Origin of the sequence: Bacillus sp. AFS055030, assembly GCF_002574545.1 — a bacterium.
In the GTDB taxonomy this organism is placed as follows: Bacteria; Bacillota; Bacilli; order Bacillales; family Bacillaceae_G; genus Gottfriedia.
On the sequence record NZ_NUGT01000046.1, the window covers coordinates 1 to 22,545 of the forward strand.

The 22,545-nt window shown below is 32.6% G+C and carries 23 protein-coding genes; 5 read left to right on the forward strand and 18 right to left on the reverse strand.

What is annotated here, in order from left to right:
* Positions 1-345: 345 nt before the first annotated feature.
* On the reverse strand, positions 346-1,293 hold the full coding sequence (gene spoVK, locus CN925_RS15485) for a stage V sporulation protein K (RefSeq protein ID WP_098847187.1): 948 nt from the start codon (positions 1,291-1,293) through the stop codon (positions 346-348).
* Between the two features lie 259 nt (positions 1,294-1,552).
* On the opposite strand from spoVK, the gene CN925_RS15490 reads away from it, so the two are divergent.
* Positions 1,553-2,542 (forward strand): tyrosine-type recombinase/integrase, encoded by a 990-nt coding sequence (locus CN925_RS15490; protein ID WP_286138407.1) that lies wholly within the window; start codon positions 1,553-1,555, stop codon positions 2,540-2,542.
* A 37-nt stretch (positions 2,543-2,579) separates the two neighbouring features.
* On the opposite strand, the gene CN925_RS15495 is transcribed toward CN925_RS15490, so the two are convergent.
* The 3 genes from CN925_RS15495 to miaA form a co-directional block, all read right to left on the reverse strand.
* Positions 2,580-3,206: an FMN-binding negative transcriptional regulator gene (locus CN925_RS15495; RefSeq protein WP_180232983.1), complete on the reverse strand. Its 627-nt coding sequence runs from the start codon at positions 3,204-3,206 to the stop codon at positions 2,580-2,582.
* 109 nt (positions 3,207-3,315) lie between these two features.
* Positions 3,316-3,537 carry an RNA chaperone Hfq gene (gene hfq / locus CN925_RS15500; protein WP_056470298.1) on the reverse strand — a complete coding sequence of 74 codons (222 nt, stop codon included), beginning with the start codon at positions 3,535-3,537 and terminating at the stop codon, positions 3,316-3,318.
* A 23-nt stretch (positions 3,538-3,560) separates the two neighbouring features.
* Positions 3,561-4,523, reverse strand: coding sequence for a tRNA (adenosine(37)-N6)-dimethylallyltransferase MiaA (gene miaA, locus CN925_RS15505; RefSeq protein ID WP_483295207.1), 963 nt, complete (start codon positions 4,521-4,523; stop codon positions 3,561-3,563).
* 199 nt (positions 4,524-4,722) lie between these two features.
* Here miaA and CN925_RS15510 point away from each other — a divergent pair, with 199 nt between their 5' ends.
* The gene (locus tag CN925_RS15510; RefSeq protein ID WP_098847190.1) at positions 4,723-6,570 is read left to right on the forward strand and encodes a dihydroorotate dehydrogenase; all 1,848 of its coding nucleotides are present in this window, start codon (positions 4,723-4,725) and stop codon (positions 6,568-6,570) included.
* Between the two features lie 43 nt (positions 6,571-6,613).
* On the opposite strand, the gene CN925_RS15515 is transcribed toward CN925_RS15510, so the two are convergent.
* The 8 genes from CN925_RS15515 to ilvA form a co-directional block, all read right to left on the reverse strand.
* Entirely contained in the window at positions 6,614-7,927 is a 1,314-nt protein-coding gene (locus CN925_RS15515; RefSeq protein WP_483295208.1) for an APC family permease, read from the reverse strand.
* A gap of 54 nt (positions 7,928-7,981) precedes the next feature.
* On the reverse strand, positions 7,982-8,989 hold the full coding sequence (tdcB, locus tag CN925_RS15520) for a bifunctional threonine ammonia-lyase/L-serine ammonia-lyase TdcB (RefSeq protein WP_098847196.1): 1,008 nt from the start codon (positions 8,987-8,989) through the stop codon (positions 7,982-7,984).
* Between the two features lie 146 nt (positions 8,990-9,135).
* Positions 9,136-10,098 carry an L-threonine 3-dehydrogenase gene (locus tag CN925_RS15525; protein ID WP_098847199.1) on the reverse strand — a complete coding sequence of 321 codons (963 nt, stop codon included), beginning with the start codon at positions 10,096-10,098 and terminating at the stop codon, positions 9,136-9,138.
* 46 nt (positions 10,099-10,144) lie between these two features.
* Positions 10,145-11,338: a glycine C-acetyltransferase gene (locus CN925_RS15530; protein WP_098847202.1), complete on the reverse strand. Its 1,194-nt coding sequence runs from the start codon at positions 11,336-11,338 to the stop codon at positions 10,145-10,147.
* 583 nt (positions 11,339-11,921) lie between these two features.
* Positions 11,922-13,112 (reverse strand): MFS transporter, encoded by a 1,191-nt coding sequence (locus CN925_RS15535; RefSeq protein WP_098847205.1) that lies wholly within the window; start codon positions 13,110-13,112, stop codon positions 11,922-11,924.
* Positions 13,113-13,224: 112 nt separating this feature from the next.
* Positions 13,225-14,325, reverse strand: coding sequence for an alkene reductase (locus CN925_RS15540; RefSeq protein ID WP_098847208.1), 1,101 nt, complete (start codon positions 14,323-14,325; stop codon positions 13,225-13,227).
* 73 nt (positions 14,326-14,398) lie between these two features.
* A complete protein-coding gene (locus CN925_RS15545; RefSeq protein ID WP_098847211.1) occupies positions 14,399-14,662 on the reverse strand; it encodes an ArsR/SmtB family transcription factor in 264 nt (87 codons plus the stop codon).
* A 246-nt stretch (positions 14,663-14,908) separates the two neighbouring features.
* Positions 14,909-16,168: a threonine ammonia-lyase IlvA gene (gene ilvA, locus CN925_RS15550; RefSeq protein ID WP_098847245.1), complete on the reverse strand. Its 1,260-nt coding sequence runs from the start codon at positions 16,166-16,168 to the stop codon at positions 14,909-14,911.
* A 240-nt stretch (positions 16,169-16,408) separates the two neighbouring features.
* On the opposite strand from ilvA, the gene CN925_RS15555 reads away from it, so the two are divergent.
* Positions 16,409-17,290 (forward strand): 5'-3' exonuclease, encoded by an 882-nt coding sequence (locus CN925_RS15555; RefSeq protein WP_098847213.1) that lies wholly within the window; start codon positions 16,409-16,411, stop codon positions 17,288-17,290.
* A gap of 144 nt (positions 17,291-17,434) precedes the next feature.
* Here the strand turns inward: CN925_RS15555 and CN925_RS15560 are convergent, their stop codons facing one another.
* From CN925_RS15560 to CN925_RS15570, 3 genes are all read right to left on the reverse strand, one after another.
* Positions 17,435-17,881 carry a hypothetical protein gene (locus CN925_RS15560; RefSeq protein WP_098847215.1) on the reverse strand — a complete coding sequence of 149 codons (447 nt, stop codon included), beginning with the start codon at positions 17,879-17,881 and terminating at the stop codon, positions 17,435-17,437.
* A gap of 622 nt (positions 17,882-18,503) precedes the next feature.
* Positions 18,504-18,980, reverse strand: coding sequence for a COG4315 family predicted lipoprotein (locus CN925_RS15565; protein WP_098847218.1), 477 nt, complete (start codon positions 18,978-18,980; stop codon positions 18,504-18,506).
* A gap of 25 nt (positions 18,981-19,005) precedes the next feature.
* Positions 19,006-19,791 carry an extracellular solute-binding protein gene (locus CN925_RS15570; RefSeq protein ID WP_098847221.1) on the reverse strand — a complete coding sequence of 262 codons (786 nt, stop codon included), beginning with the start codon at positions 19,789-19,791 and terminating at the stop codon, positions 19,006-19,008.
* A gap of 439 nt (positions 19,792-20,230) precedes the next feature.
* Between CN925_RS15570 and CN925_RS15575 the strand changes: the two genes are divergently transcribed.
* The gene (locus CN925_RS15575) at positions 20,231-20,443 is read left to right on the forward strand and encodes a hypothetical protein (protein WP_098847223.1); all 213 of its coding nucleotides are present in this window, start codon (positions 20,231-20,233) and stop codon (positions 20,441-20,443) included.
* Between the two features lie 153 nt (positions 20,444-20,596).
* Here CN925_RS15575 and CN925_RS15580 read toward each other — a convergent pair whose 3' ends face one another.
* On the reverse strand, positions 20,597-21,064 hold the full coding sequence (locus CN925_RS15580; protein ID WP_098847225.1) for a CarD family transcriptional regulator: 468 nt from the start codon (positions 21,062-21,064) through the stop codon (positions 20,597-20,599).
* 248 nt (positions 21,065-21,312) lie between these two features.
* On the opposite strand from CN925_RS15580, the gene CN925_RS15585 reads away from it, so the two are divergent.
* Positions 21,313-21,612, forward strand: coding sequence for a DUF3221 domain-containing protein (locus tag CN925_RS15585; protein ID WP_098847228.1), 300 nt, complete (start codon positions 21,313-21,315; stop codon positions 21,610-21,612).
* Positions 21,613-22,000: 388 nt separating this feature from the next.
* Here CN925_RS15585 and CN925_RS15595 read toward each other — a convergent pair whose 3' ends face one another.
* Entirely contained in the window at positions 22,001-22,117 is a 117-nt protein-coding gene (locus tag CN925_RS15595; RefSeq protein WP_098847234.1) for a DUF1259 domain-containing protein, read from the reverse strand.
* Positions 22,098-22,397, reverse strand: a complete 300-nt coding sequence (locus CN925_RS15600) for a DUF1259 domain-containing protein (protein ID WP_098847236.1) — start codon at positions 22,395-22,397, stop codon at positions 22,098-22,100. Before CN925_RS15600 ends, CN925_RS15595 begins: the two co-directional genes overlap by 20 nt.
* Positions 22,398-22,545: the final 148 nt, after the last annotated feature.

Consider the following 22,545-nt stretch of genomic DNA (forward strand, 5'->3'; position numbering starts at 1 on the left):
TAACAGGTTCATGAGGAAGTAAACCAGTGAAAAATAGAAAGATTCTTCCTCATGACAGGGTATAGTGGAAATCAACCAAAAATTAGTTTAGTTAGTTGACAAGCTCATTTTTCAACACTCTGCAAAAAACAAACCTAATAATGGTTTGTTTTTTTATTTTTCCGTCACAGCACTTACACAAGTAAAAATTAATCCTTATTTTCATTTTCCATTACCACGAAAAAACAAACCTAAAAAAGCGTTTGTCTTCTCCACATATACGGTTATTTAAATTGTATAGTACTCATTATTTCAACTTATTTTTACATTAAAGGTGGTGGAATAGAAAACACCATAGTTAATCCATCAATTAATCGAATCGATTTTGTCTGTCATATATAAATCTTTTTCTTCGATCCTCATTAATATTTCACGATTAAACTCTGACTCAAATACTAATCTTGTTGCTTGTGTCCTAATCGATTTTTCAACGATATTACGGACAAACCGCCCATTGCTAAAATGAGCGCGATTTTCAAGTTTTGCTTTTTGGATAAAATCTCTTAATCGGTATTCTGCTTCCCGAGATAAAATATATTCTCGATCAACAAACATTTTTTTGGAAATATCTAAAAGCTCCTTAACAGAATAATCTTGGAATTCCAATATGAATGGAAATCTTGATTTTAGTCCAGGATTCAAACTTAAGAAATAATCCATTTCTGAAGAATAGCCGGCTAAAATAAGTACAAAGTCGCCATGTTTATCTTCCATATGTTTAACTAGTGTATCAATCGCTTCTTTTCCGAAATCTTTTTCCCCACCACGGCCAAGTGAGTATGCCTCATCTATAAAAAGAATGCCACCATTTGCTTTTTTTACTAAATCTCTAGTTTTTTGAGCAGTGTGACCAATGTATTCTCCGACTAAATCTGCTCTTTCTGCTTCGATTAGGTGACCTTTTGACAATACACCCATTTTCAAAAATAATTGGCCAATAATTCTAGCAACTGTCGTTTTTCCAGTTCCTGGATTCCCTTTAAACAACATATGCAAAACTTGTTTTTCAGCTTTTAAGTTTAATTCTTCTCTTTTTTTATTAATAAATATCCAAGCATAAATTTCATGAATCATTTTTTTTATTTCATCCATGCCAATTAAATGCCTTAATTGATCCTCTATTTCAATTAACAACTCATGTTTAGGCTGTTTCACTGTTTCAATAACTGGATTTGGAGAAACCTCTCCTCTTTTCACTGTATTAAGTACAACATTTATTTGGCCGTTATCTTTTAAACGAATTGGTTGCTCCAAACATGACACCTCTCTTATTCTTTAGAACATTTTTTGTGGATCTATAGGTAACACTTTATGAGAAAACTCGCTACAGTTCTTTTTAAGATTTTTTAAAGTATTTTACTAAATAAATTTTTTACTATTATATGTACGAACAATTCATTTCAAAACTTTTATTCTCTAGACAAACAGTTAATTGGATAAGATTGCTAAATTTTACTAAATACTATTAAGATATTTGATATAATGAGAGAAAAAAAGAGAAGAGTTGATTAATTTGACGATCCCAAACTTAACGACTGCTACTTTACCTGATGTCATCTTGCAATTTGCCTCTCACTTAAATAGTAAAGGAAGAAAAGAATCTACCATTAAGCGTTATTGCTATGATTTAGAAGAATGTTTCCGTTACTTTAAAAAAGTTAATGAAAGTTTTAGTACTTTACAAGTTCAAAATTTTAATGATTATTTCTATTATTTAACATCTGAACGTGGATATAATGAGAAAACAATGCATCGAATTTATGTCGTACTAAATCAATTTTATAAATTTTTAAATTCTAATAATTCATCGATCGAAAATATCATACCATTCACGAACTATTTAGCAGGACCTTCTCGCGCTCTTTCAACAGACGATTTTATCTCAGAAGAAGAAGAAAAAAAGTTACTATCGATCGTTCAATCCACGACAGATTTGTCAGAAAAACAATTAAAAGCTAGATCATTTTTAATGGACCGCAATGAAATAATGATTCGTTTTATGCTGTTTTATGGACTGACTTTAAAGGAATTAATTGATTTACAAATGAGAGATATTAACTTCGCATTAAATGAACTTGTTGTCCATAGCAAGGAAGGCGTTAAAAGAACAATAATTCTCACAAAAGAAGATCGAATACTATTATATAATTATTTTGTCACGATACCCGAGCCCGTAAGACCTCACTATCATTCAACTCATCCGCTCTTTGTTGCATTTGATTTTAATCGCATGACATTCCATTGGGTTTACGATACAGATTCACCGAAAGCACTAACAGAAATTGCATTTCAAAAAATGCTTAGGTTGGAAGTTAAAAGAGCTGGACTTAGAAAGGGACTTTGCTCCCAACATTTAAGAAACACTTTTATTCTACGGAAAATAAAAGAGGGATTATTAGTGGAAGATATTCAGCAATTAGTTGGATTGAAGACCCCTGTTTCTTTAAAGCGATACTTTCAATTTTTTAGGGAAAATGAACACCCAAATAAAAAGGAGTTATGATTTTGATCATCATAACTCCTTCCTTTTCTCGGTGTTTTTAAGAACTTGTATTTAGTTTTGCTCTCATAAGTTCTGCGATTTCTTTCGAAGAATATTTTTCTTCATTTTGCAAAGCTGCAATTACTTTTTCTCTTCTCTCAATCGAATGATTTTGACTTAATTTCTTTTTTCCGATTAACTCTATTACTTCTATTTTTAAACAAACAATTCCTGATAGTAGTTTTTCAACATAATCTGAGTGATCTTCGTATTTCCAAGGTTTTGATTGTCCTTTTTCAAAATAGTCAGTCGTTTTTAAAACGATTTTTCTCATCTCATCCTTATTTTCAATCGTTATTACTTTTCCATAAGCATGGATTGCTGTATAGTTCCAAGTTGAAACTGTATTTTTTTCTTCATACCATGAAGCAGAAACATATGCATGTGGTCCTGGAAAGATGATTAAACATTCCTTACCATTCAACGTTTTCCATTGAGGATTTGGCTTAGCTAAATGTGTAATGATTATTAAACTCTCTTTTGCTTCTTGAATGATAAAAGGTAAATGAGTTGCTTCTATTTTTGCTTCGTCATTATTTGATACTAATATTCCGAAGCTATTTTTCTTCATTTCTTTTATTAATTGATTTAGATCCGTTTCTGTGAATTCTTTTGGGACATACATTTGTATTCCCCTTCCCATTAGTTTACATAATAATATTATCGAATTCAAATTACAATAGAAAATTAAAAAAGCATTGACCATAAGATCAATGCTCTTTTTTCAATTTATTTTACATTTCAATTTGAACGTTTTTTGATGGTACAAACGTTGAAATTGCATGTTTATATATTAATTGTTGTTTACCTTCAACATCTAATAATACCGTAAAGTTATCAAAGCTTTTTACTTTCCCTTTAATTTGAAATCCATTAAGTAAAAATACTGTAACCGCTAGATTGTCTTTACGTAATTGGTTTAAGAACTGGTCTTGAATGTTGATTGATGTTTTCATGTCCTTTTCCTCCTCTTCTACCTCTACATATATTTATTCGAGATGAAATAGCCCTTTCCTTCAAGTAGAGCTAAAATTTCCAGTTTTTTTATATCAAAATTATGTCCATTCATTTCAAACCAATGAATGCTCATTTTATTTCTAAACCATGTCATTTGCCTTTTTGCATACCTTCTTGAGCTTTGTTTAATTAAATCGATTGCTTCTTCTTTCGTTAAAATTCCATCAAAATAATCGTAAAGCTCTTTATAGCCAATCGCTTGCACAGATTGACAATTTCGAATACCTTTGTCGTAGAGCATTTTTGCTTCTTCTACTAGTCCTTCTTCCAACATTAGATCAACTCGTAAATTAATTCGTTTGTATAGTAGCTCTCGATCCATCGATAATCCGATGATTTCTGCATCATATAAATACTCTGGCTCTTTCTTAAATGCGGTCTCTGAAAATTTTTGCCCTGTCAGTTTGAAAACTTCAATTGCACGGATTACTCTTCTGACATTATTCATATGTATTTGCTTTGCACTTTCTGGATCAATTTCTTTTAATTGATCATGTAAAGCTTTATTCCCAAAGGCCATCGCAAAACCCTCTAATTGGTTTCTTAAAAGCTCATCACCCTCTTGCTCAGCAAATTCATATTTAGTTAAAACACTTTGGATATATAATCCAGTACCACCAACAATAATTGGAATTTTACCTCGATTAGCTATTTCTTTAATTTTTTCCCTAGCTAAAGTTTGAAAATCAGCAACTGTAAAAGATTCTTTTGGATCAAGGAAATCAATTAAATGATGCGGAATTCCTTCCTTTTCTTCTTCTGTAATTTTAGCTGCACCAATATTTAATTCTTTATAAACTTGTGTTGCATCGCCATTAATGATTTCTCCATCAACAGCTTTTGCAAGTTCAATACTTAGCTTTGTTTTCCCTACTGCTGTAGGACCAACGATCACTATCACTTTTTGCATATTTACCATTGTAATCACATATACGCCTTTCTATACAACCTTTTCCTTACTTATCCCACTAATTTTGAAAGTAGATAACTCTTTTTATTTATACCATATTTATACAAAAATTCCAATGTGTTGTGAATTAATTCACATTTTTGAAAGAAAGTGTTTTCATTTTCTATTTGTCAAAGTAAACTAGATGTAATCTGAAAGAAAATGAGGTCATACTATGCCTGATTGGTCTTATCATACAATTTTTAAACCATTGCTCTCAAAGTTTCCTTCAAAGCTTTCAAGAGAATTTATTCATCAAAGCATGAATAAAATTTCAATTATGCCACTTGGTCCAAGTCTAATCGAATTTCTTGGTCATTTAAACACGGACAATTCCCTTGAAAAAGAGATTCATCATTTGAAAATGAAAAATCAAATTGGCTTGGCCTCTAAAATTGACCCCTATCTGTCTGGGACAAGTGCTTTTATGAATTTAGGATTTGGTGTGATTGAAATTGGACCTATTTCGATAAGTGACACTGCTACTAACAATAGTCCCCTCATTGATTTGAAACATAATCAATTAATTGGAATAGAGGAAAATAATGTATTAACCATCGAACAAATAGTAGATAAATTTTCAAAAATACATAAGAAAACGCCCATTTTTGCTAGAATCGTTGGGAGTTTTGATGAATTTAAACTGATTGAATCAAGGCTTTCTGATTTTGTAGATTTATTCATCTTAGAGTTTGATTTGGCCAAGGATTTAGTAGAAAATAAGTGGGATTCTACTAAACCGATCTGTCTATCAATTAATCCAAATGAAATAGACGATTTGCTTAAACAAGAAAGTTTCCCATTTAGTTCAATATTAATTGAAGAACCTCCAATTTCTACTGATTTAGAACAAAAAAATAACTTAATTCATTCAATTCAAAAATTAAAATCAAATCAGTTTGAGATATCTATTTTTACAAAAGGAGGAGTGATTGAACCGATTGATGCAATCGAATTAATCGATGCTGGAGCAACATTAGTATTTTTGACTCATGGATATGTACTAAGTGGTCCTGGATTACCAAAGCGGATCAATGAAGCAATATTGCATAAAAGGGAAAAAGCAAACACTAGTACAAATAATGGTTGGATTTGGTATTTTTTATTTGGGCTTTTTATGTTTATGGGCGGATTACTTGCTCTATTTATTAGTTTAACTTCCATAGTCCTTCCCTATGATGAGCACTTTTTAACGATTAATCGTCAGTTAATTACACAGTTTAACGATCGAATTCTCCCCTTTATGTCACATGATCGGATGACACTTTCAGGGACGATTATGTCGGGTGGAATATTGTTCATGGCATTAGCCAGAAATGGTATTAAACATCAATATCATTGGGCAAAGAAAGCAAGCGACACTAGTGCGTTCGTAGGTTTTTTAGCAATACTCTTTTTTATAGGATATGGTTACTTTGACTGGCTACACGCTTTATTTTGGGTCGTTCTATTAATACCATTCTTAATTGGTTTTTTTAAAACAAAAAGTATAAATAGAAGTCCGGAATCTGAGAATTTAACAAATAATTCCGCTTGGAAACTTAGTTTAATTGGACAATTATTTTATATTATTCTAGGATTTTCAATCATACTCGGAGGATGTGTTATTTCCTATATAGGCGTCACTACTACCTTTGTTAAAACAGATTTGAATTATTTATGTATAACACCTTCTGGTTTGAATGCATTTAATCAACACTTAATACCTGTTATCTCACATGACCGCGCTGGTTTTGGAGGAGGGTTAGTAAGTGTCGGCTTACTCGTACTTATGATTTCATTGTGGGGATTCAGACAAAATCAAAATTGGATTTGGTTCACATTATTGTTCGGAAGCCTACCTGCACTGATAACTGCGTTTGCAGTCCATTTTATGATTGGGTATACTGATTTTTATCATTTATTACCACCAATCATTGCCAGTTTGTTTTTATTGATTGGAGCCATAACTTCCTATAGATTTTTGAATGTTAAAATGAATCATAGGAACAAAAATTTTTCTAAAATAAGCAAACAGCTATAAATTCAATTATCAGTATAAAAGGTAGGAGATTCTCCTACCTTTTTCAATCATCTATTACAACATGTTTTTTCCGTAGTATGTAATAAACAGGAAGCCCTATTAATGTTAAGCCAATTCCCCAAAATGCTAAAATAGTTTGCGTCATAAGTGTATTAACGACGATAAAGATTCCCCCAATTATTGCGATTGAGAGTACTAAAGGCAAAAAAGGTACTCTATATGGCCTGTTCAGATCTGGTTCCCGTTTTCGTAAAATATAAACAGCAATAAATGTTAATGTATAGAAGATCCAAATGACAAATACTAACATGTCCGTTAATAGGTCAAATCCACCTATAAACATCATAAATATGGCAACTATTAGGATAAATAGACCTGCATTATATGGAATTCCAGTTTTAGATAATTTACCAAACCAACTACTAAATGGAAGTTTTTGTTCTCTAGCTAATACATAAGGGACCCTCATACCAGTCATTGTATAGCCATTTATTGTACCAAATACGGAAATCAAAATTCCGATCGAGACGAGTTTTCCTCCAAAATTACCGAATAACACTTTTGAAACTTCAGTGGCAGGTGTAGATGTACTAGCTAATTGCATTGCGGTTAATACAAATAAAAAGGATATGTTAACCAATAGATACACCGCCATTACAGCTGCTAAACCAAATACGATTGCTTTTGGCAAATCATTTTTAGGATTTTTCATTTCTCCGGCTATATTTCCTACGAGGATCCAACCATCATATGCAAACATCGTAGCAAGTAAACCTGAACCAAGTGCTGGAAAAAAACTTCGATCATTTCCTACTTCAATTGGAAAAAGCTGAAAAGTCACATTTCCTTCATGTAATAACCCAAATATAATCAAAATCGCCAACGGTATTAGTTTACAAAACGTAAAAAGTGATTGAATACTACCAGCAGTTTTTGCTCCTAAAAAATTCATGAATGTGATAAAAATTGCAGTTACTACAGCAATCATCGTAACGGTGAATTGATTAGAATTAGCTGAGACACCAAATATGGAAACTGCTTGCGTGCCAAAAATAATCGAAAGCGCGGCAATATTTGCTGGAAAATAAATGATCGTTTGAGACCATCCAAGTAAATAAGCAGTTAAATCTCCATAGGTATGCTTTAAATAGGCAACCATTCCTCCTGTTTTTGGTATTGCTGCGGCAAGCTCAGCGCCGGATAGACCAGCACAAATGGTAATGATGCCACCAATAATCCATGCTAATAAACCTAAGCTTGCAGAACCAGTTGCGCCATAAACAGCTGTTGCTTTAAAGAAAACTCCACCGCCAATTACCGTACCAATTACAGTCGTTAAAGCTGCAATAAATCCCATTTCTCTTCTTAATTTATTTTCCGACAATCGGATCACTCACCCATTCTTTAAAAATCACTTTACTTCATTTCCAAAGAAATGTTCACAAACACTAGAAATTCTTTTCAGGTCAACATTTCCACCCGATATGATTGCCACTACTTTTTTATCTTTTATATATTTTGAAGCTTTACCTGATAAAATTACTGCTGTCGCAAGCGCACCTGAACCTTCCACTACTGCTTTACCGCGCTGCAGTAAATCCTTCATTGCGACTTCTATTTCATCCTCACTAACAAGAATGATTTCAGTTACTAATTCTTTTACAATTTCAAAAGTTAATTTACCTGGAACCTTTACAGAACAACCATCGGCTATTGTTGGTGCAATATAGTTACTTACGATTTCCCCAGCGTCTATTGATGCTTTCATACCATGTACATTCTCCGCTTGAACACCAATAATGTCTATTGTTGGATTAAATGATTTCAATGCGACTGCAATACCCGAAATAAGACCTCCACCACCAATTGGAACAATTATTGTATCAACATCCCAAAGATCATCTAAAATTTCAATACCAATCGTTCCTTGACCAGCCATAATGTGAATATCATCGTATGGATGGATGAATGTTTCACCAGTTTCATCACGTACTTTAGCACAATAGTCTTTCGCATCATCAAATGTGTCACCGTATAAAATGATATTTGATCCGTAGCCTTCTGTTGCATCAACCTTTGCTATTGGTGCAGTTTTAGGCATGATGATTTTACTCTTTATATGTAATAGCTTTGATGATAAAGCGACACCTTGTGCATGATTCCCTGCTGAACAGGCGATAACTCCTTTATTTCTTTCTTCCTCATTTAAATGTGAAATTTTATTAAATGCACCTCGAAATTTAAAAGAACCTGTTAATTGCATATTTTCAAGTTTTAAATAAATTTCTCCGTCCGACTTTGAAGTTAAATAAAATGATTTTACTAAAGGTGTTTTACGAGCCTTCCCTTCTAAAAGTTCATATGCAGTTTTAATGTCTTTAATCGTTAGTGGTAATCCCTTTTGATCTAAATTATTCATTTTCTAACTTCCTTTTTTTCAGCATTTTAATTTAATCAATTGATACATGTTAAGTTTGTGTCAAATTACTTAACAAAATACCAAAAACAGGGATTAGTATAGGTGGAGAAAATAAAAAAGAAGGAGACTTGTGTCTCCTTCTTTTATTAAGCCTGAGTTACGTTTAACTTTGCAGCTAATTTATTTAGCATATCTTCAGACATACGATCTAAATCATATTTCGGATCGAAGCCCCACTCTTCTTTTGCAGCAGAGCTGTCAATTGAATTTGGCCATGAATTAGCAATTCCTTGGCGAATAGGGTCAATGTCGAAATCTAATGTAAATTCAGGGATGAATTTACGAATTGATGCCGCGATTTGAGTTGGTTCAAATGACATCGCTGAGATATTAAATGCATTACGATGTTTAAGTTTTGAAGGGTCTGCTTCCATTAACTTAATAATTGCATCGATTGCATCTGGCATATACATCATATCCATGTATGTTCCTTCACCAATAAATGAAGTATATTTTTTATTTTTTAATGCTTCATAATAAATATCAACAGCATAATCAGTAGTACCTCCACCAGGCACTGTATCATAAGAGATTAAGCCTGGGAAACGTACGCCGCGAGTATCTACTCCAAATTTTTCAAAGTAATAATCACATAATAATTCACCAGCTACTTTTGTAACACCATACATTGTCGTTGGACGTTGGATTGTATCTTGTGGTGTGTTATCCTTTGGCGTTGACGGGCCAAAAGCACCGATTGAACTTGGCGTAAAGAATTTTAAGTTTAATTCTCTCGCTACTTCAAGAGCATTCACTAATCCACCCATATTTAAGTCCCAAGCTAATGTAGGTTTTGCTTCTGCAACTGCAGATAATAGAGCAGCTAAATGAATGAACGTATCAACTTCATATTTTTTAGCAATCTCTAACATTTTTTCTTTATCCATTACATCCAAAATCTCAAAATGACCAGTTTCTAAAATTGGACTTCCTTCAAGACGGCGAATATCTGTCGCAACTACATTTTCAACACCGTATTCTTTTCTAAGACGCATAGTTAATTCTGAACCGATTTGTCCAAAACAACCAGTAATTAATATTTTCTTCATTCCTTAGTCCACCTTATAGTAAAAATATCGAATTTAATGATTAAAATTATTTTATAACGTTTAATTCACGACCAACTTTTTCATAAATAGCTAAAACTTCATCTAGCATTTCTTTAGTATGCGCAGCTGTTGGCATATTACGTATACGACCAGTTCCAAGTGGTACTGTTGGGAATACGATTGACTTCGCATAAACTCCCTCTTCGTATAAACGTTTTGAAAACTCTTGTGTAAGATTTTCGTCACCAATAATACATGGTGTAATTGGTGTTTCAGACTCACCAATATTAAATCCAAGCTTTGATAAACCAGCTTTTAAGTAATCACCATTTTCCCAAAGCTTTTCGATTTTTTCTGGTTCTTCAGACATAATACGAATTGCTTCAATACAAGCTGCAGCATTTGCTGGTGTTAAAGAAGTAGAGAATAAGAAAGGACGTGCACGTACTTTTAACCAATCGATTAATTGTTGTGAACCTGCTACATATCCACCTACAACGCCAACTGCTTTAGAAAGTGTACCAATTTGGAAATCAATTTTATCTGATAATCCGAAATGCTTTACTGTTCCAGCACCTTTACCCATAACGCCAGAACCATGAGCATCATCGATATAAGTAATTAAGCCAAATTCTTCAGCAATTTTTACGATTTCAGGAATATTTGCTACATCTCCATCCATTGAGAAGACACCATCTGCTATGTACATAACTTTCTCATATAAACCACAAGTTGTAGCTTCTTTTGCTTTCTCACGTAAATCATCCATATCTTGGTGTTTTACACGAATAATTTTTGCCCCAGAAAGTCGGCAACCATCGATAATTGAAGCATGGTTTAATTCATCAGATAGTATTGCATCTTTTTTTGTCATTACTGCAGAGATCGCACCCATGTTACAGTTAAAACCAGATTGGAATGCAATAGCAGCCTCTGTATGTTTAAATTCAGCAATCGCTTTTTCAAGTTGATCGTGGATATCCATCGTACCATTAATCGTACGTACCGCTCCTGCACCAACTCCATATTTTTCAGTCGCTTCAATAGCAGCTTGTTTTAAGCGAGGATGAGTCGCAAAACCAAGATAGTTATTTGAAGATAAATTAATAAATTGTTTACCACTAATTTGAATAGTAGCTTCGTTAGAACCTTCTAAAGAGTTAATCTCATTATAGAGGCCTTTCTCTTTTAACTCAGTTAATTGTGGAGTTAAAAATGCTTCTAATGTCTTGCTTGACATAAATACCAGCTCCTTAATTATGTTTATTTATCTAAAAGGAGTAAGCCCCCATTTTATATATTATTTATTATGAAATAAATATAAAAAATTATCGTTTTATTATTTTCCATTTTTGTTAAAGAAAATTTTTTTATGTATTAATGACAAGTATAGTTTGAGGCTTTCCGAATTCAATTATAAATCGGTTACAATGCATTAGGAATACTTTTATTCGAAAAAGGTTGAAATTCAATTATTATAAAAATTCATATAATTCGTATATTATTCATTTTGTTTTTGTAATAAAATATCTAGTTGTTAAGAAAGGGCAAAAAACGAATCATGCCTATTTAAGTTTGAACAATACAAGAAATGCTGCAATTAAATGCAATGATGAAATCCTACAAATAAAAAGTGAACTGCAAATAATTTCCGAAAACTACGTTTATTATCTATTTGTTACAGTATTTTGTCTCAAAATATGTAAAGTTGAGATACTTATTTTTAAAACGAGAAATTAAAAAGGGGCGCCTATTGTCAATAACTCGACAATAAGACAGCCCATAAAAAATATTTTTTCACAAAACTAACTATCAATAAACCTTTAAGCTCTTATTTGAGTGCCAACACCCTGTCTGATTTTCTTTTCATTCATTAAATAACGTGATAATCCAACTGTTACGATTAATGAAACAAAAACAGGAATTGAACCGATCCATGTAATTGAACGAATCGACAATTGACTCACTGCTAGCCCTCCGATTGCTGCACCAAAGGCAAAGCCTAATTGCATCATTGACTGATTTAAACCTAATAAAACATCAGATGATTTAGGATATATTGTTGCTAAGTTAAATTGTTGTGTTGCACCAGATGACCATCCAGTAAATGACCATAATGTAAGGATAATGATGACTGAATAGATTGAACTGGTGATGAATGATAATAATAAAATCGATAAAATATTAAGAACTAATCCTCGTTTTAATGTAAGTGTAATTCCCCATCGGTCTGCACTGAATCCTCCGAATTTTGATCCGAATAAACTAGCGATACCTAGTATTAATAGCGCAAAACTTAAAACGTGATCGCTCATGTTTGTAGTTTGAATAAGATACGGTGATAAATACGTAAATACGATCCCATATCCGCTCATTAAGAAAAAAGTAATGGATAAAGCTAATGCGATTTTTGGTTGTTTAAACAATGCGATTTGCTGCAATAACGGTATCGGTTGATCTCCTTTAGTTTGTGGAATTGTTTTAACGATAATTGCTAAAGAGATTAAAACAAATATAGCAACTCCAAGAAAGACGAATCTCCAATCATAAGCAGCTGCTATAAATCTACCAATTGGGACCCCAATAATTAGTGAAGCAGTAAATCCCATGACAACAGTGGCAATTGAACTTGCCTTTTTTTCTGCTGGAGCAATTTTTGCAGCCAAGCTAAGTACTGTTACAATCGTAACCCCTGCACTTAACGCCATTATAATGCGTGCAACCATAAATAAACCGTAACCAGGTGCAAGTACTGCTAATAAATTACCTATTATAAATACACTTAAAGAAATTAAAAGTAATTTTCGACGTTCCATTTTAGCTAATACAGCCATTAAAATCGGTGTACCGATGGCATAAATCAATGAATACACCGTAATTAATTGCCCTGCAGCTTCAATAGAAATACCTAATTCGATGGCCATTTTATCTAAAATACCAGAAATAACATATTGCGAAGTTCCAACTAAAAAACTAATCATTGCTAAAATATAAATTTTCCCATTATTCGTCATAATTTAATTCCTTCCAACATAATTTTATATTTCTATAAATACCGAAATATTAAGCACTATTTAAGGAAGCCATTTTATTAGCTTCCTTCCTACTATCTATTCAAAAAAAGGCTTAGACTAGAACATTTAAATGTTTTTTAACATCATATTCTTCAATTGCTTCACCATTTTTCAAACGATGTAAAAGATCTGGATTCGAAATTATTGGACGCCCGAACGCAGCAATATCAATTGTTCCTTCATTAATAGCCTTTTCAGCCATTTCTGGATTTAATGATCCAACTCCAACAATTATTCCATCCCAGTACTTTCTAACAAGCTGATGCATCGTTTTACCATCTGCAAGTATACGATCAAATTGCATAATCGAAGGGTGTAATAAAGTTGCACCTACTTCTTTGAATGCTTCAATAAATGTACGTATTGCATAATCCGGATCTTCCCACATATAGCCTGGAATATCTGCTTTATGTGCAGAAAAGCGAATCATCGTTCTATCAGTACCAATCGCTTCAATAACTGCTTTTATTACTCCCTTCATGAAAGTTAATCTTTGCGGTAGATCACCACCGTATTGATCTGTCCGATTGTTTGTAACATCTGAATTAAATTGATCGATCAAGTATCCATGTGCAGCGTGAATTTCGACTCCATCGAACCCAGCTTCAATGGCATTTTTAGCAGCTTGAGCGTATTGATTGATTACATCCCTAATATCCTGTGTAGTCATTTCCTCAGGAATATCATATGGCTTACGAAAACGAGAAACTAATCCTTCAGCGCGTATCGCTGATGGTGCTTGTGGTGGCATATTTCCAGCAAGCTCATGATGAGATAATCGTCCAACATGCCAGATTTGTGAAATCATTGTGCCACCTTCCTTGTGAACAGCATCAGTCACCTTTTTCCAAGCTTTAATTTGATCTTTAGAATAAATACCCGGAATACCTGGATATCCTTTTCCACGTGGACTAATAACTGTTCCCTCAGAAATAATCAGCCCTATGCCGTCAGTAGCTCGTTTACGATAATATTCAACAACATCATCTCCAACAACACCCGTTTGATCATTAGCAAAACTTCTTGTTAATGGCGCCATTGCAGTACGACTACGTAAATTCCATGCACCTATTTTTACTGGTTCAAAAAGTTTACTTTCTAGACCCTTTTCTAATTTTCCCCAACTAGTACCTCCATTGCTTACTAAGCTCATATTCAATTCCCCTTTTCTTATTCGGTATTTCTATAAATACTGAAATATAAACTAAAATTATACCGCTTTATTTTTAAAGTAAAGCGGGTGCATATTTTTCCAAAACTTCTCGTTGTAAACTATAGTATCTGAAGGTCCCTTCTTTGCGAACTGTTAACAAGCCGCAATCCAGTAATGGTTTTAAATGATGTGTCAATGTAGAATTGGCCGATACTTTTATTTGATTTTTCATTTCGATACAAGCTAATTCAGATTGCTTAGCAAGTACTTTAACAATTTGTAAACGAGTGGATTCACCTAATGCCTTATAAACTTTTACTGCAAGATCATCGTTCACCACTTTAACCTCCTTTCAAAGACGAGCGCTTATTTCAGTATTTCTAGAAATATTGTATTTTAACTAATTTATGATGTCAAGAGACGTGAATTCATAAATAAAAGAAATTTAGCTATCACTTAATTTTATAGTGTTGATTTCACTTGGAAATATACCTATTCCATTTGTAACAAAATTCAAAAACCTACAAGAAAATTATTTATCTTGTAGGTTTTTTCACTATAATATTTGATAAGATTAAGTAGTTTAAATAAGTAGATTAAACAATGTTGGGTTATTGTTTATTTCCATGAATTGAATTTCATGACAATTCATTCGCTCAATCAATGCTTTGTAATCGGATTTATTGGCCAATTCTATTCCAACTAGTGCTGGTCCATTGTCCTTATTGTTTTTCTTTGTGTATTCAAACCTCGTAATATCATCGTTTGGTCCTAATACTTTATCTAGAAATTCACGTAATGCGCCAGATCGTTGTGGGAAGTTGATGATGAAATAATGTTTTAGTCCTTCATGAATTAAAGACCTTTCTTTTATTTCTTGAAGTCTGTCTATATCATTATTTCCACCAGATACGATACAAACGACGTTCTTTCCTTTTATTTCATCTTTAAATAATTCTAAAGCTGATACAGACATAGCTCCAGCGGGTTCTGCAATGATTGCATTTTTATTATAAAGCTCTAAAATCGTTGTACAAATCTCTCCTTCAGGAATAGCGACTACTTGATCAATTACCTCTCTACAGATTTCATATGTTAAATAACCAACTTGGCCAACTGCTGCTCCATCAACAAATTTCTCAATAAAAGGTAACGTTACAACTCTTCCATTTGCAATTGATTCGGCCATTGAAGCAGCACCTAGCGGCTCTACTCCAATCACCTTAGTTGAAGGACTAATTCCTTTTATGTAAGTTCCAACACCAGAGCTTAATCCACCTCCGCCAATTGCGACGAATAGATAATCTACTGGACGGTCAATTTCATTTAATATTTCAACTGCTACAGTACCTTGCCCTGCAATTACGTCTTGATCATCAAATGGATGAATAAATGTCATTTGATTTTCATCGCAATAAGCTTGCGCATTTTGATGGGCAATATCAAAGGTGTCACCAATTAAGATCACTTCAACAAATGGTCCACCAAAAAATTTCACTTGAGATACTTTTTGATTCGGTGTTGTTGATGGCATAAATACTTTCGCATACACCTGCAATTGATTACATGTATACGCTACGCCTTGAGCATGATTACCTGCGCTTGCACATACAACCCCTTTTTGTCTATCTTCATAAGACAAGTTACTAATTTTGTAATATGCTCCTCTAAGCTTAAATGAGCGAATTATTTGTAAATCCTCTCGCTTTAAAAATACGTTACAATTATATTTTTCACTAAGCATTGTACTAATCTGCAAAGGTGTTTTATTCGTAACTTCTTTCAATGTATTATAGGCAACTAAAATATCCTCAATCTTTACAGTACTTTTTACCTTCTCCATATAACTACCTACCCTTTGCATTTTTTTATTTAAACTCCATTATAGTAAAAGTTACCTAATTAATAAACAGAAAATTCAATTTTTAACGAAAATTTTATGTCATTATGAATAAATAAAATAAAATAAAATGTGCTTAAGATCGGTACTTCATTCGAATTGGCAGTAATACTCTAGTTATCATTTTGGGTTGGATATGCTATCATTTTCATATTAAATAAATAGATATTAGGTGATTTATAAATGGAAAATCAATCTTTATTATTAATAGATGGCTTTAACTTATTAAGTAGAGGCTATTTTGCAACCTCCTATGGGAGAAGTGATGAACAACTTTCTAAGACGAAAAATGGAGTTTATATAAATGCATTAAGAGTATTTATTCCAAAGCTTTTTAACTTAATTAAAGAGCATGACATTACTCATCTTGCCATTACTTGGGATGTTAAACGCGAAGAAACTGATCGTCGAAATAAATATGATTTTTACAAAGCAACTCGTGGAGAACTACCAACGCCACTTATCGAACAATATTTCACTTTAAAAACAGCATTAGAAGAAATCGGAATTGCCCAACTAGAAATGGCACCATATGAAGCAGATGATTTAATGGGTACGTTATCAAATAAATGGTCTGAAACGATTAAAAATAAATGCTATATTTATAGTAATGACAGGGACTTACTACAATTAATAAATGAACATACATCGCAAATTATTGCTCAAAAAACCGGTGAAATTGTTTACTCACTAGAGCACTTTAATAATGATTATGGAATCCATCCGAAACAATGGGTTGATGTAAAAGCCTTATTAGGTGATTCTAGTGATAATATACCAGGTTGCCCTGGAGTAGGCGAAAAATCGGCTATTCCATTAATTCAACTTTATAACACAGTTGAAGAATTATACGAGAATATGGAAAATCTTGATTCTAAATTTAATCGCTACAAAAAGAAATTAGAAGCAGGTAAGGACTCTACATTTATTAGTAAGGAGCTTTCTGCCATTACAATTGATATACCACATTTTGCTGAATATACATTCGAAGATTTAAAAATAAATATTGATGAGGATAAATTATCACTTAAGCTTGAGGAATTGGAAATTCGTGTGAAGCGATAAAAGTAAATGCTTTAAAAAAGTATAATAAAAGAACACTACAGTTTTTAGAATATCTAAAAAAAGTGGTGTTCTTTTTAATTTGACTCAGTTAAATCCTGCTCTAAAAATAAGATTCAACTACTGATGAGTTAGTTCAATAACAAATTATTTAGTATGATAATCTTTCCAACCACTTTTCGAATGAATTTTTGTTATTTTTCCTTCATCCGAAATGAATTCAATTGTTTTCCCATCAACTTTGTATTTGGTTAAAGTAAAAGATATTTTAACTGAATCGTATTCAGGATGATCATACATAAAGTCATAGTTAAACTCGATCATTGTTGCACCTTTTTGCATTTCTTTAGACAACCATTCATTTTCTTTCTCAAATTTGTTAGCTGAAATTCTTTGATTACGTTCAAGTTTATAAATCTCATCTTTTGTAAGTGTTTTTGAAACGTTAGTAATAATCTTAGTTCGTTGAATACTAATTTTGTTATATGTATTTTGGACTATAGGAATGTAGAATGTTACTATTCCAATCATAAAAACGAACAAAATCACAAGAGCTATTAAACTACTTTTCTTTTCCGTTTTAATAATAGGCATATTAATAAACACTCCTAACAATTCGGGTATTTTTATCAAATATGTTGACCTTATTATTTTAATACTGTTTAATACCATAAAATCCTTTTCTTAAGAAATTAAACTGCCATAAACTTCAATAAAAAAACGAGTTACAAGGAACTCGTTTTAGTCAACTAACGCATCGATCGTTCAATTACCTATTTCCAGAATAATTCTCCATTTTCTATAGAATCCAATTTTCCACTTGCTCTTCGTAAAAAGGATAAGGATAGTATTACATTGATACTAGATCAGAGAGCACCCTCGACAATTCGTTTATAATAACTATTATCAACTGCCTAAGGTATAATCGGTCCGTCCCAATTTTCTTCAAATTGATTCTCTCTGATTTTGAGTAGTTAATTTCTTTTATTTGATTAATGTCACCTTAAAAAGAACACACCTCCTAACTTAAGAAGCGCGCCCGATTTTTTAACAATTTACTTCTCAATCCGCAATTACAATAAATTTGTCATCACGTTTGTTCTTCAATCGTACCTGAACTCCTCACCATTGATTTCCTTATAATTGGTTAAACCTTTACAATAAAGTGATGAATAGGAACCATCACCCTTGTGAAAATTTCTGATCCTTTTTATATTTATTGAAAGAATGTTTCACTGTTTACAATAAACCATACATCTTTCACACCCTGGCCGTTTACGTCACCCTCTTTTTTGTCATTCACAAAGTAGTACAGAGGGTATCCTTTGTACGTTACCTGCTCCGCCCCAGTATCCTCTCTAGTAAGCGTACCGAAGTCTTTTTTATTGAATCCATCCGGCACTTCAAATTCCTTTTCTGTAAATGGAGGCCATTTTGCTAAGCAATCACCAGTGCAGTTACTTTTTCCGGATACGTCATTCTTAAAATAGTATAGCGCCTTTCCCTCTGTATCAGTTAGATACTCACCGACAACTTCATTCTTAAACAATTGCAAACTTGCAACGTCTTCTTTAGCAACGGTTTCCGATGCTACATCAGTTTCGCTTTGAGTTCCATTTGCCCCTTCATTTCCACATGCGCCTAAAACAAATATAACTGCAAAAATGGATAAAACAAACATCCATTTTTTCATCTTCAACCACTCCTTTTACTAGTTATCATTTCCATCCCCATTTTTGAAAAACTTGGTGTGAAGTTTCTGTTTTTAAGTAGTCGATAAACATTTTTGCTTTTTTCTTATTGTTCGAATCATTCGTCATACTAATAGGTGTTCCCCTATACAGTTTGTCTTCTTCAGGAAGCTGAACCAAATCTGTATCGTCTTTTAACCGATAATGCCAAGACTCGTATGTAATCCAAGCATCATATTTGGAATTAGCTTTCCAGTGTTCAATGGCTTCCGCGCTTGATTTTACTGAAATAGCAATATTGCGGTCAATTCCAGGAATAAGACCTTTTCTTCCCGCCAAATCCTCCCACAGTCCAAGCTGGCCTGCACCATTCACATCAATAATTTTAACCCCATTTTTTGTTAAATCCTCCAACGTTCGAATGTTCTTTGGGTTTCCCTTTCTGACTAAAATGCCTGCCGTTCTCGGATACAGCTCAATACGTGTTTTTTCATCAATCATTCCTGGATAGTTGAGCATAAAGTCACGAAGCATATACTCGGAGCCTCCATAAATAATGTCAGCATCCTGTTTGGCTTTATCAATCCATTTTGCTTCTGGACCAGCAGTTACATTTACTTTTATTCCAGTTTCCTCTGTAAACCGTTCCGCCAGCTCTTTCATTGGCCCAAGAGGTCCTCCTGGTCCGTAAACATTTACGACTTCATCATTATTTCGGCTAGCCTGCGCCTGTTTCAAATCCACAGTTTCCGAAAAGCCAAGTAACACTACCATCATTAATAATAATCCAGTAATAAAAACGGTTTTGTTCATTTCTTTCCCCCTCTTTTTACAAGTATCACTATAGATAACGGGAGAAAACACAAAAGGGTTTGATATAATTTATTTTTTTATAAGATTTTTTCACTGCGGAGTATTTTGTAGTTTTTGAGTAAATAACTGACTCAAAACTTCAGCCTCTATATTTAGGTTCGAAGTTTGAGTAATTAATTATGATTTGAGGATTGAATAATAATTGAATACAAAGTAGGTTTTTATTGTAATAAAAGACATTAAAGAAGAATTAGAACGGGATTCTCTAATTGAATAAAACGCGATAGGACTGATATGCAGTATGAGTGCGCATTAAATTTATGTTATTCTTCCTAATACTTTCTAATAGATATCCAATTTATAGTAAATCACTATCATGAATTTACAGGACAAACCCTCTTTTGTGTCGAATTAAACTAATTAGAAGGGAGATGTGAAAATGAATAAAGAGAGTCTATTGAAGAACCTTCGACTTGCAACAAGAGGGAATTACTTTTTAATCAACATTAAAAATTCCTTAGAAAATGATATAAATATGATTGAAAAACTGGCCAAAGAACTCGAACTAGAAGGAAAAATTAAACTAAAAGATTGCACACAACTTGATGAATCAATTTTTTTAAGTGGAATTTTGAAGTATGCATCCAATTAAAATTTGGATGCTTTTTTAGTGAATTATTAATGGGCATTAAAAGGGGAAAAAAATTGAAGAACAATCGGGGTGGTTGTGTCTTCTTAAAATAAGGAGTTTGAATTAAAAATTGGAAATTCTAATCACATTACTAGAAGTTTACTAGATTATTTTTCAACTGAATAAAAGTTCTTTTGCTTGAATATCTGTAATCCCTTTAACTAAACTAAGTTCACTTATTAATAATTTACTTGCATTTCCTAACATCTGTTTTTCACTTGAATTAAGAGATTTTCCTTTTTCTATACGCAATAAATCACGTACTACTTCTGCACCTTCTTCAATATTACCGGTTTTCATTTTCTCTGTATTTAGCTTAAATCTCTGTTTGTATGAAAGAGAATGATCAGATTCTCCATTATGAAAATTATTTAATACATTGTCGATTGTATGTGAGTCCACAACCATACGAATTCTTGAAATATCCATTTTTGAAATTGGAATCATTACTTCCATATTTTTTAAGAGTAATCTTATAATAAAATACTGCTGTATTTCACCTTGCACTTCTTTTTCTTCGATCGATTCAATTGTACCGGCCCCTTGCATTGGATAAAAAATACTATCACCAACTTCAAACATATTCTACACCCCCATTTAATTTCTAACCAATTTAAGCATAACATTTATTATATTTTTGTCAAAATAAATATCTTATCACTATTAAATATTTCTCGTCAATAATAAACTGGTTTTATTAGTATTTTTTTAATTTTAGTTGAACAAGTTCAAGGCTTGAAAGAACTGTTAGGCTATCTGTAGAAGGAATTTTATTAAATGCGAAGAAAACTAATAGATAGTATAAATAATCTTCCAAAGGATGATTCGAATTGAAAAAATTGTTATTTATATTAACTTTTTTTCTCCTTACCGCTTGTACTCACATTGGTCATAAAGAAGATGTTAAAGGAGAAGTTGATGTTAAAGGTGTTATTTCTAAGATCGATAACAATGGGAAACGAGTTTTAGTCGATGATAAAAAAACTGGTTTAATATGGGTAACATTAAACGAAAATGACAATATAAAAAAATACGAAGAAGGCCAGGAAATTGTTGTCTGGATTGACGGGGGTATAAGAGAATCATATCCTGCTCAAGCTAAGGCATTACATATTGAAATTCCAAAATGAAACCAATAGAATTTTCAAACTTAATGAGCTAACGTATGCTTAGTTGAATATATTTAACTCTTTTTTTAAATGAAAAGTAATGTCCTTGTTGGACTACCTCGTAAGTCCAACAAGATAAAGGCGATGCCATCAAAAAGCATCGCCATCTATTAATTCCAATGTTTAAGTTCCTATTTTTTACTTATTGTGACTTTTTTGAGCTTTTAGTCCATTTTCTCCAGCAAATTCTGCATCTGCTTTTGTTGGTAGAGCATTTTTATTATTCTTTAATTGGTTATTCTTATTTTTACCCATTTTTTCACCAACCTTNNCTATAAGGATGCCACCTATTACTAAACACCATAATTTTTTCGTTATCGGCACCCACAATTTTAGTTTACTTTCTTTTTTATATGCTGATTCCTTGCTTAAATAGTTCACTCATGACTGGTTGACTTTCCTCTTCCGTAAGAACTAAATCACCAATTACCATTGCTTGACTTTTTTTAAAAAGCCACCCAGCCACCTAAAGCTAATCCTGAACGAATAGGTTTATCTTTAACAGTTACTTTCAAATCATTCCGTGGAAGGCTTATATAAAAGATTTCATCTGGTTTCATGACACCTGTCCTTCCAATTTCTTTTTCTACAAGTTGCCATTCAGGTAAAAGATTTCTTGAACCTGAGTAGTAAGGAGAATCAGATTTTTTCGCGTCAGTAACGCTAGTGAATGAAAAATCAGAGATTAAAACTACAACTAAAAAAACTGTTACTATTCTGGATTTAAATAGAGACATTAGGGGCATAAAATAACTCTCCTTTAATGAAAATGGAATTATTTAAAATCCCTAATTGATAACTTTCTTATACAACTAACCTGCCATTTGGTTGCACAAAAAAGAGCCGCCGAAGCAACCCATGTTTTTCAACTAAAGCATTAGTTCGTATTATAAG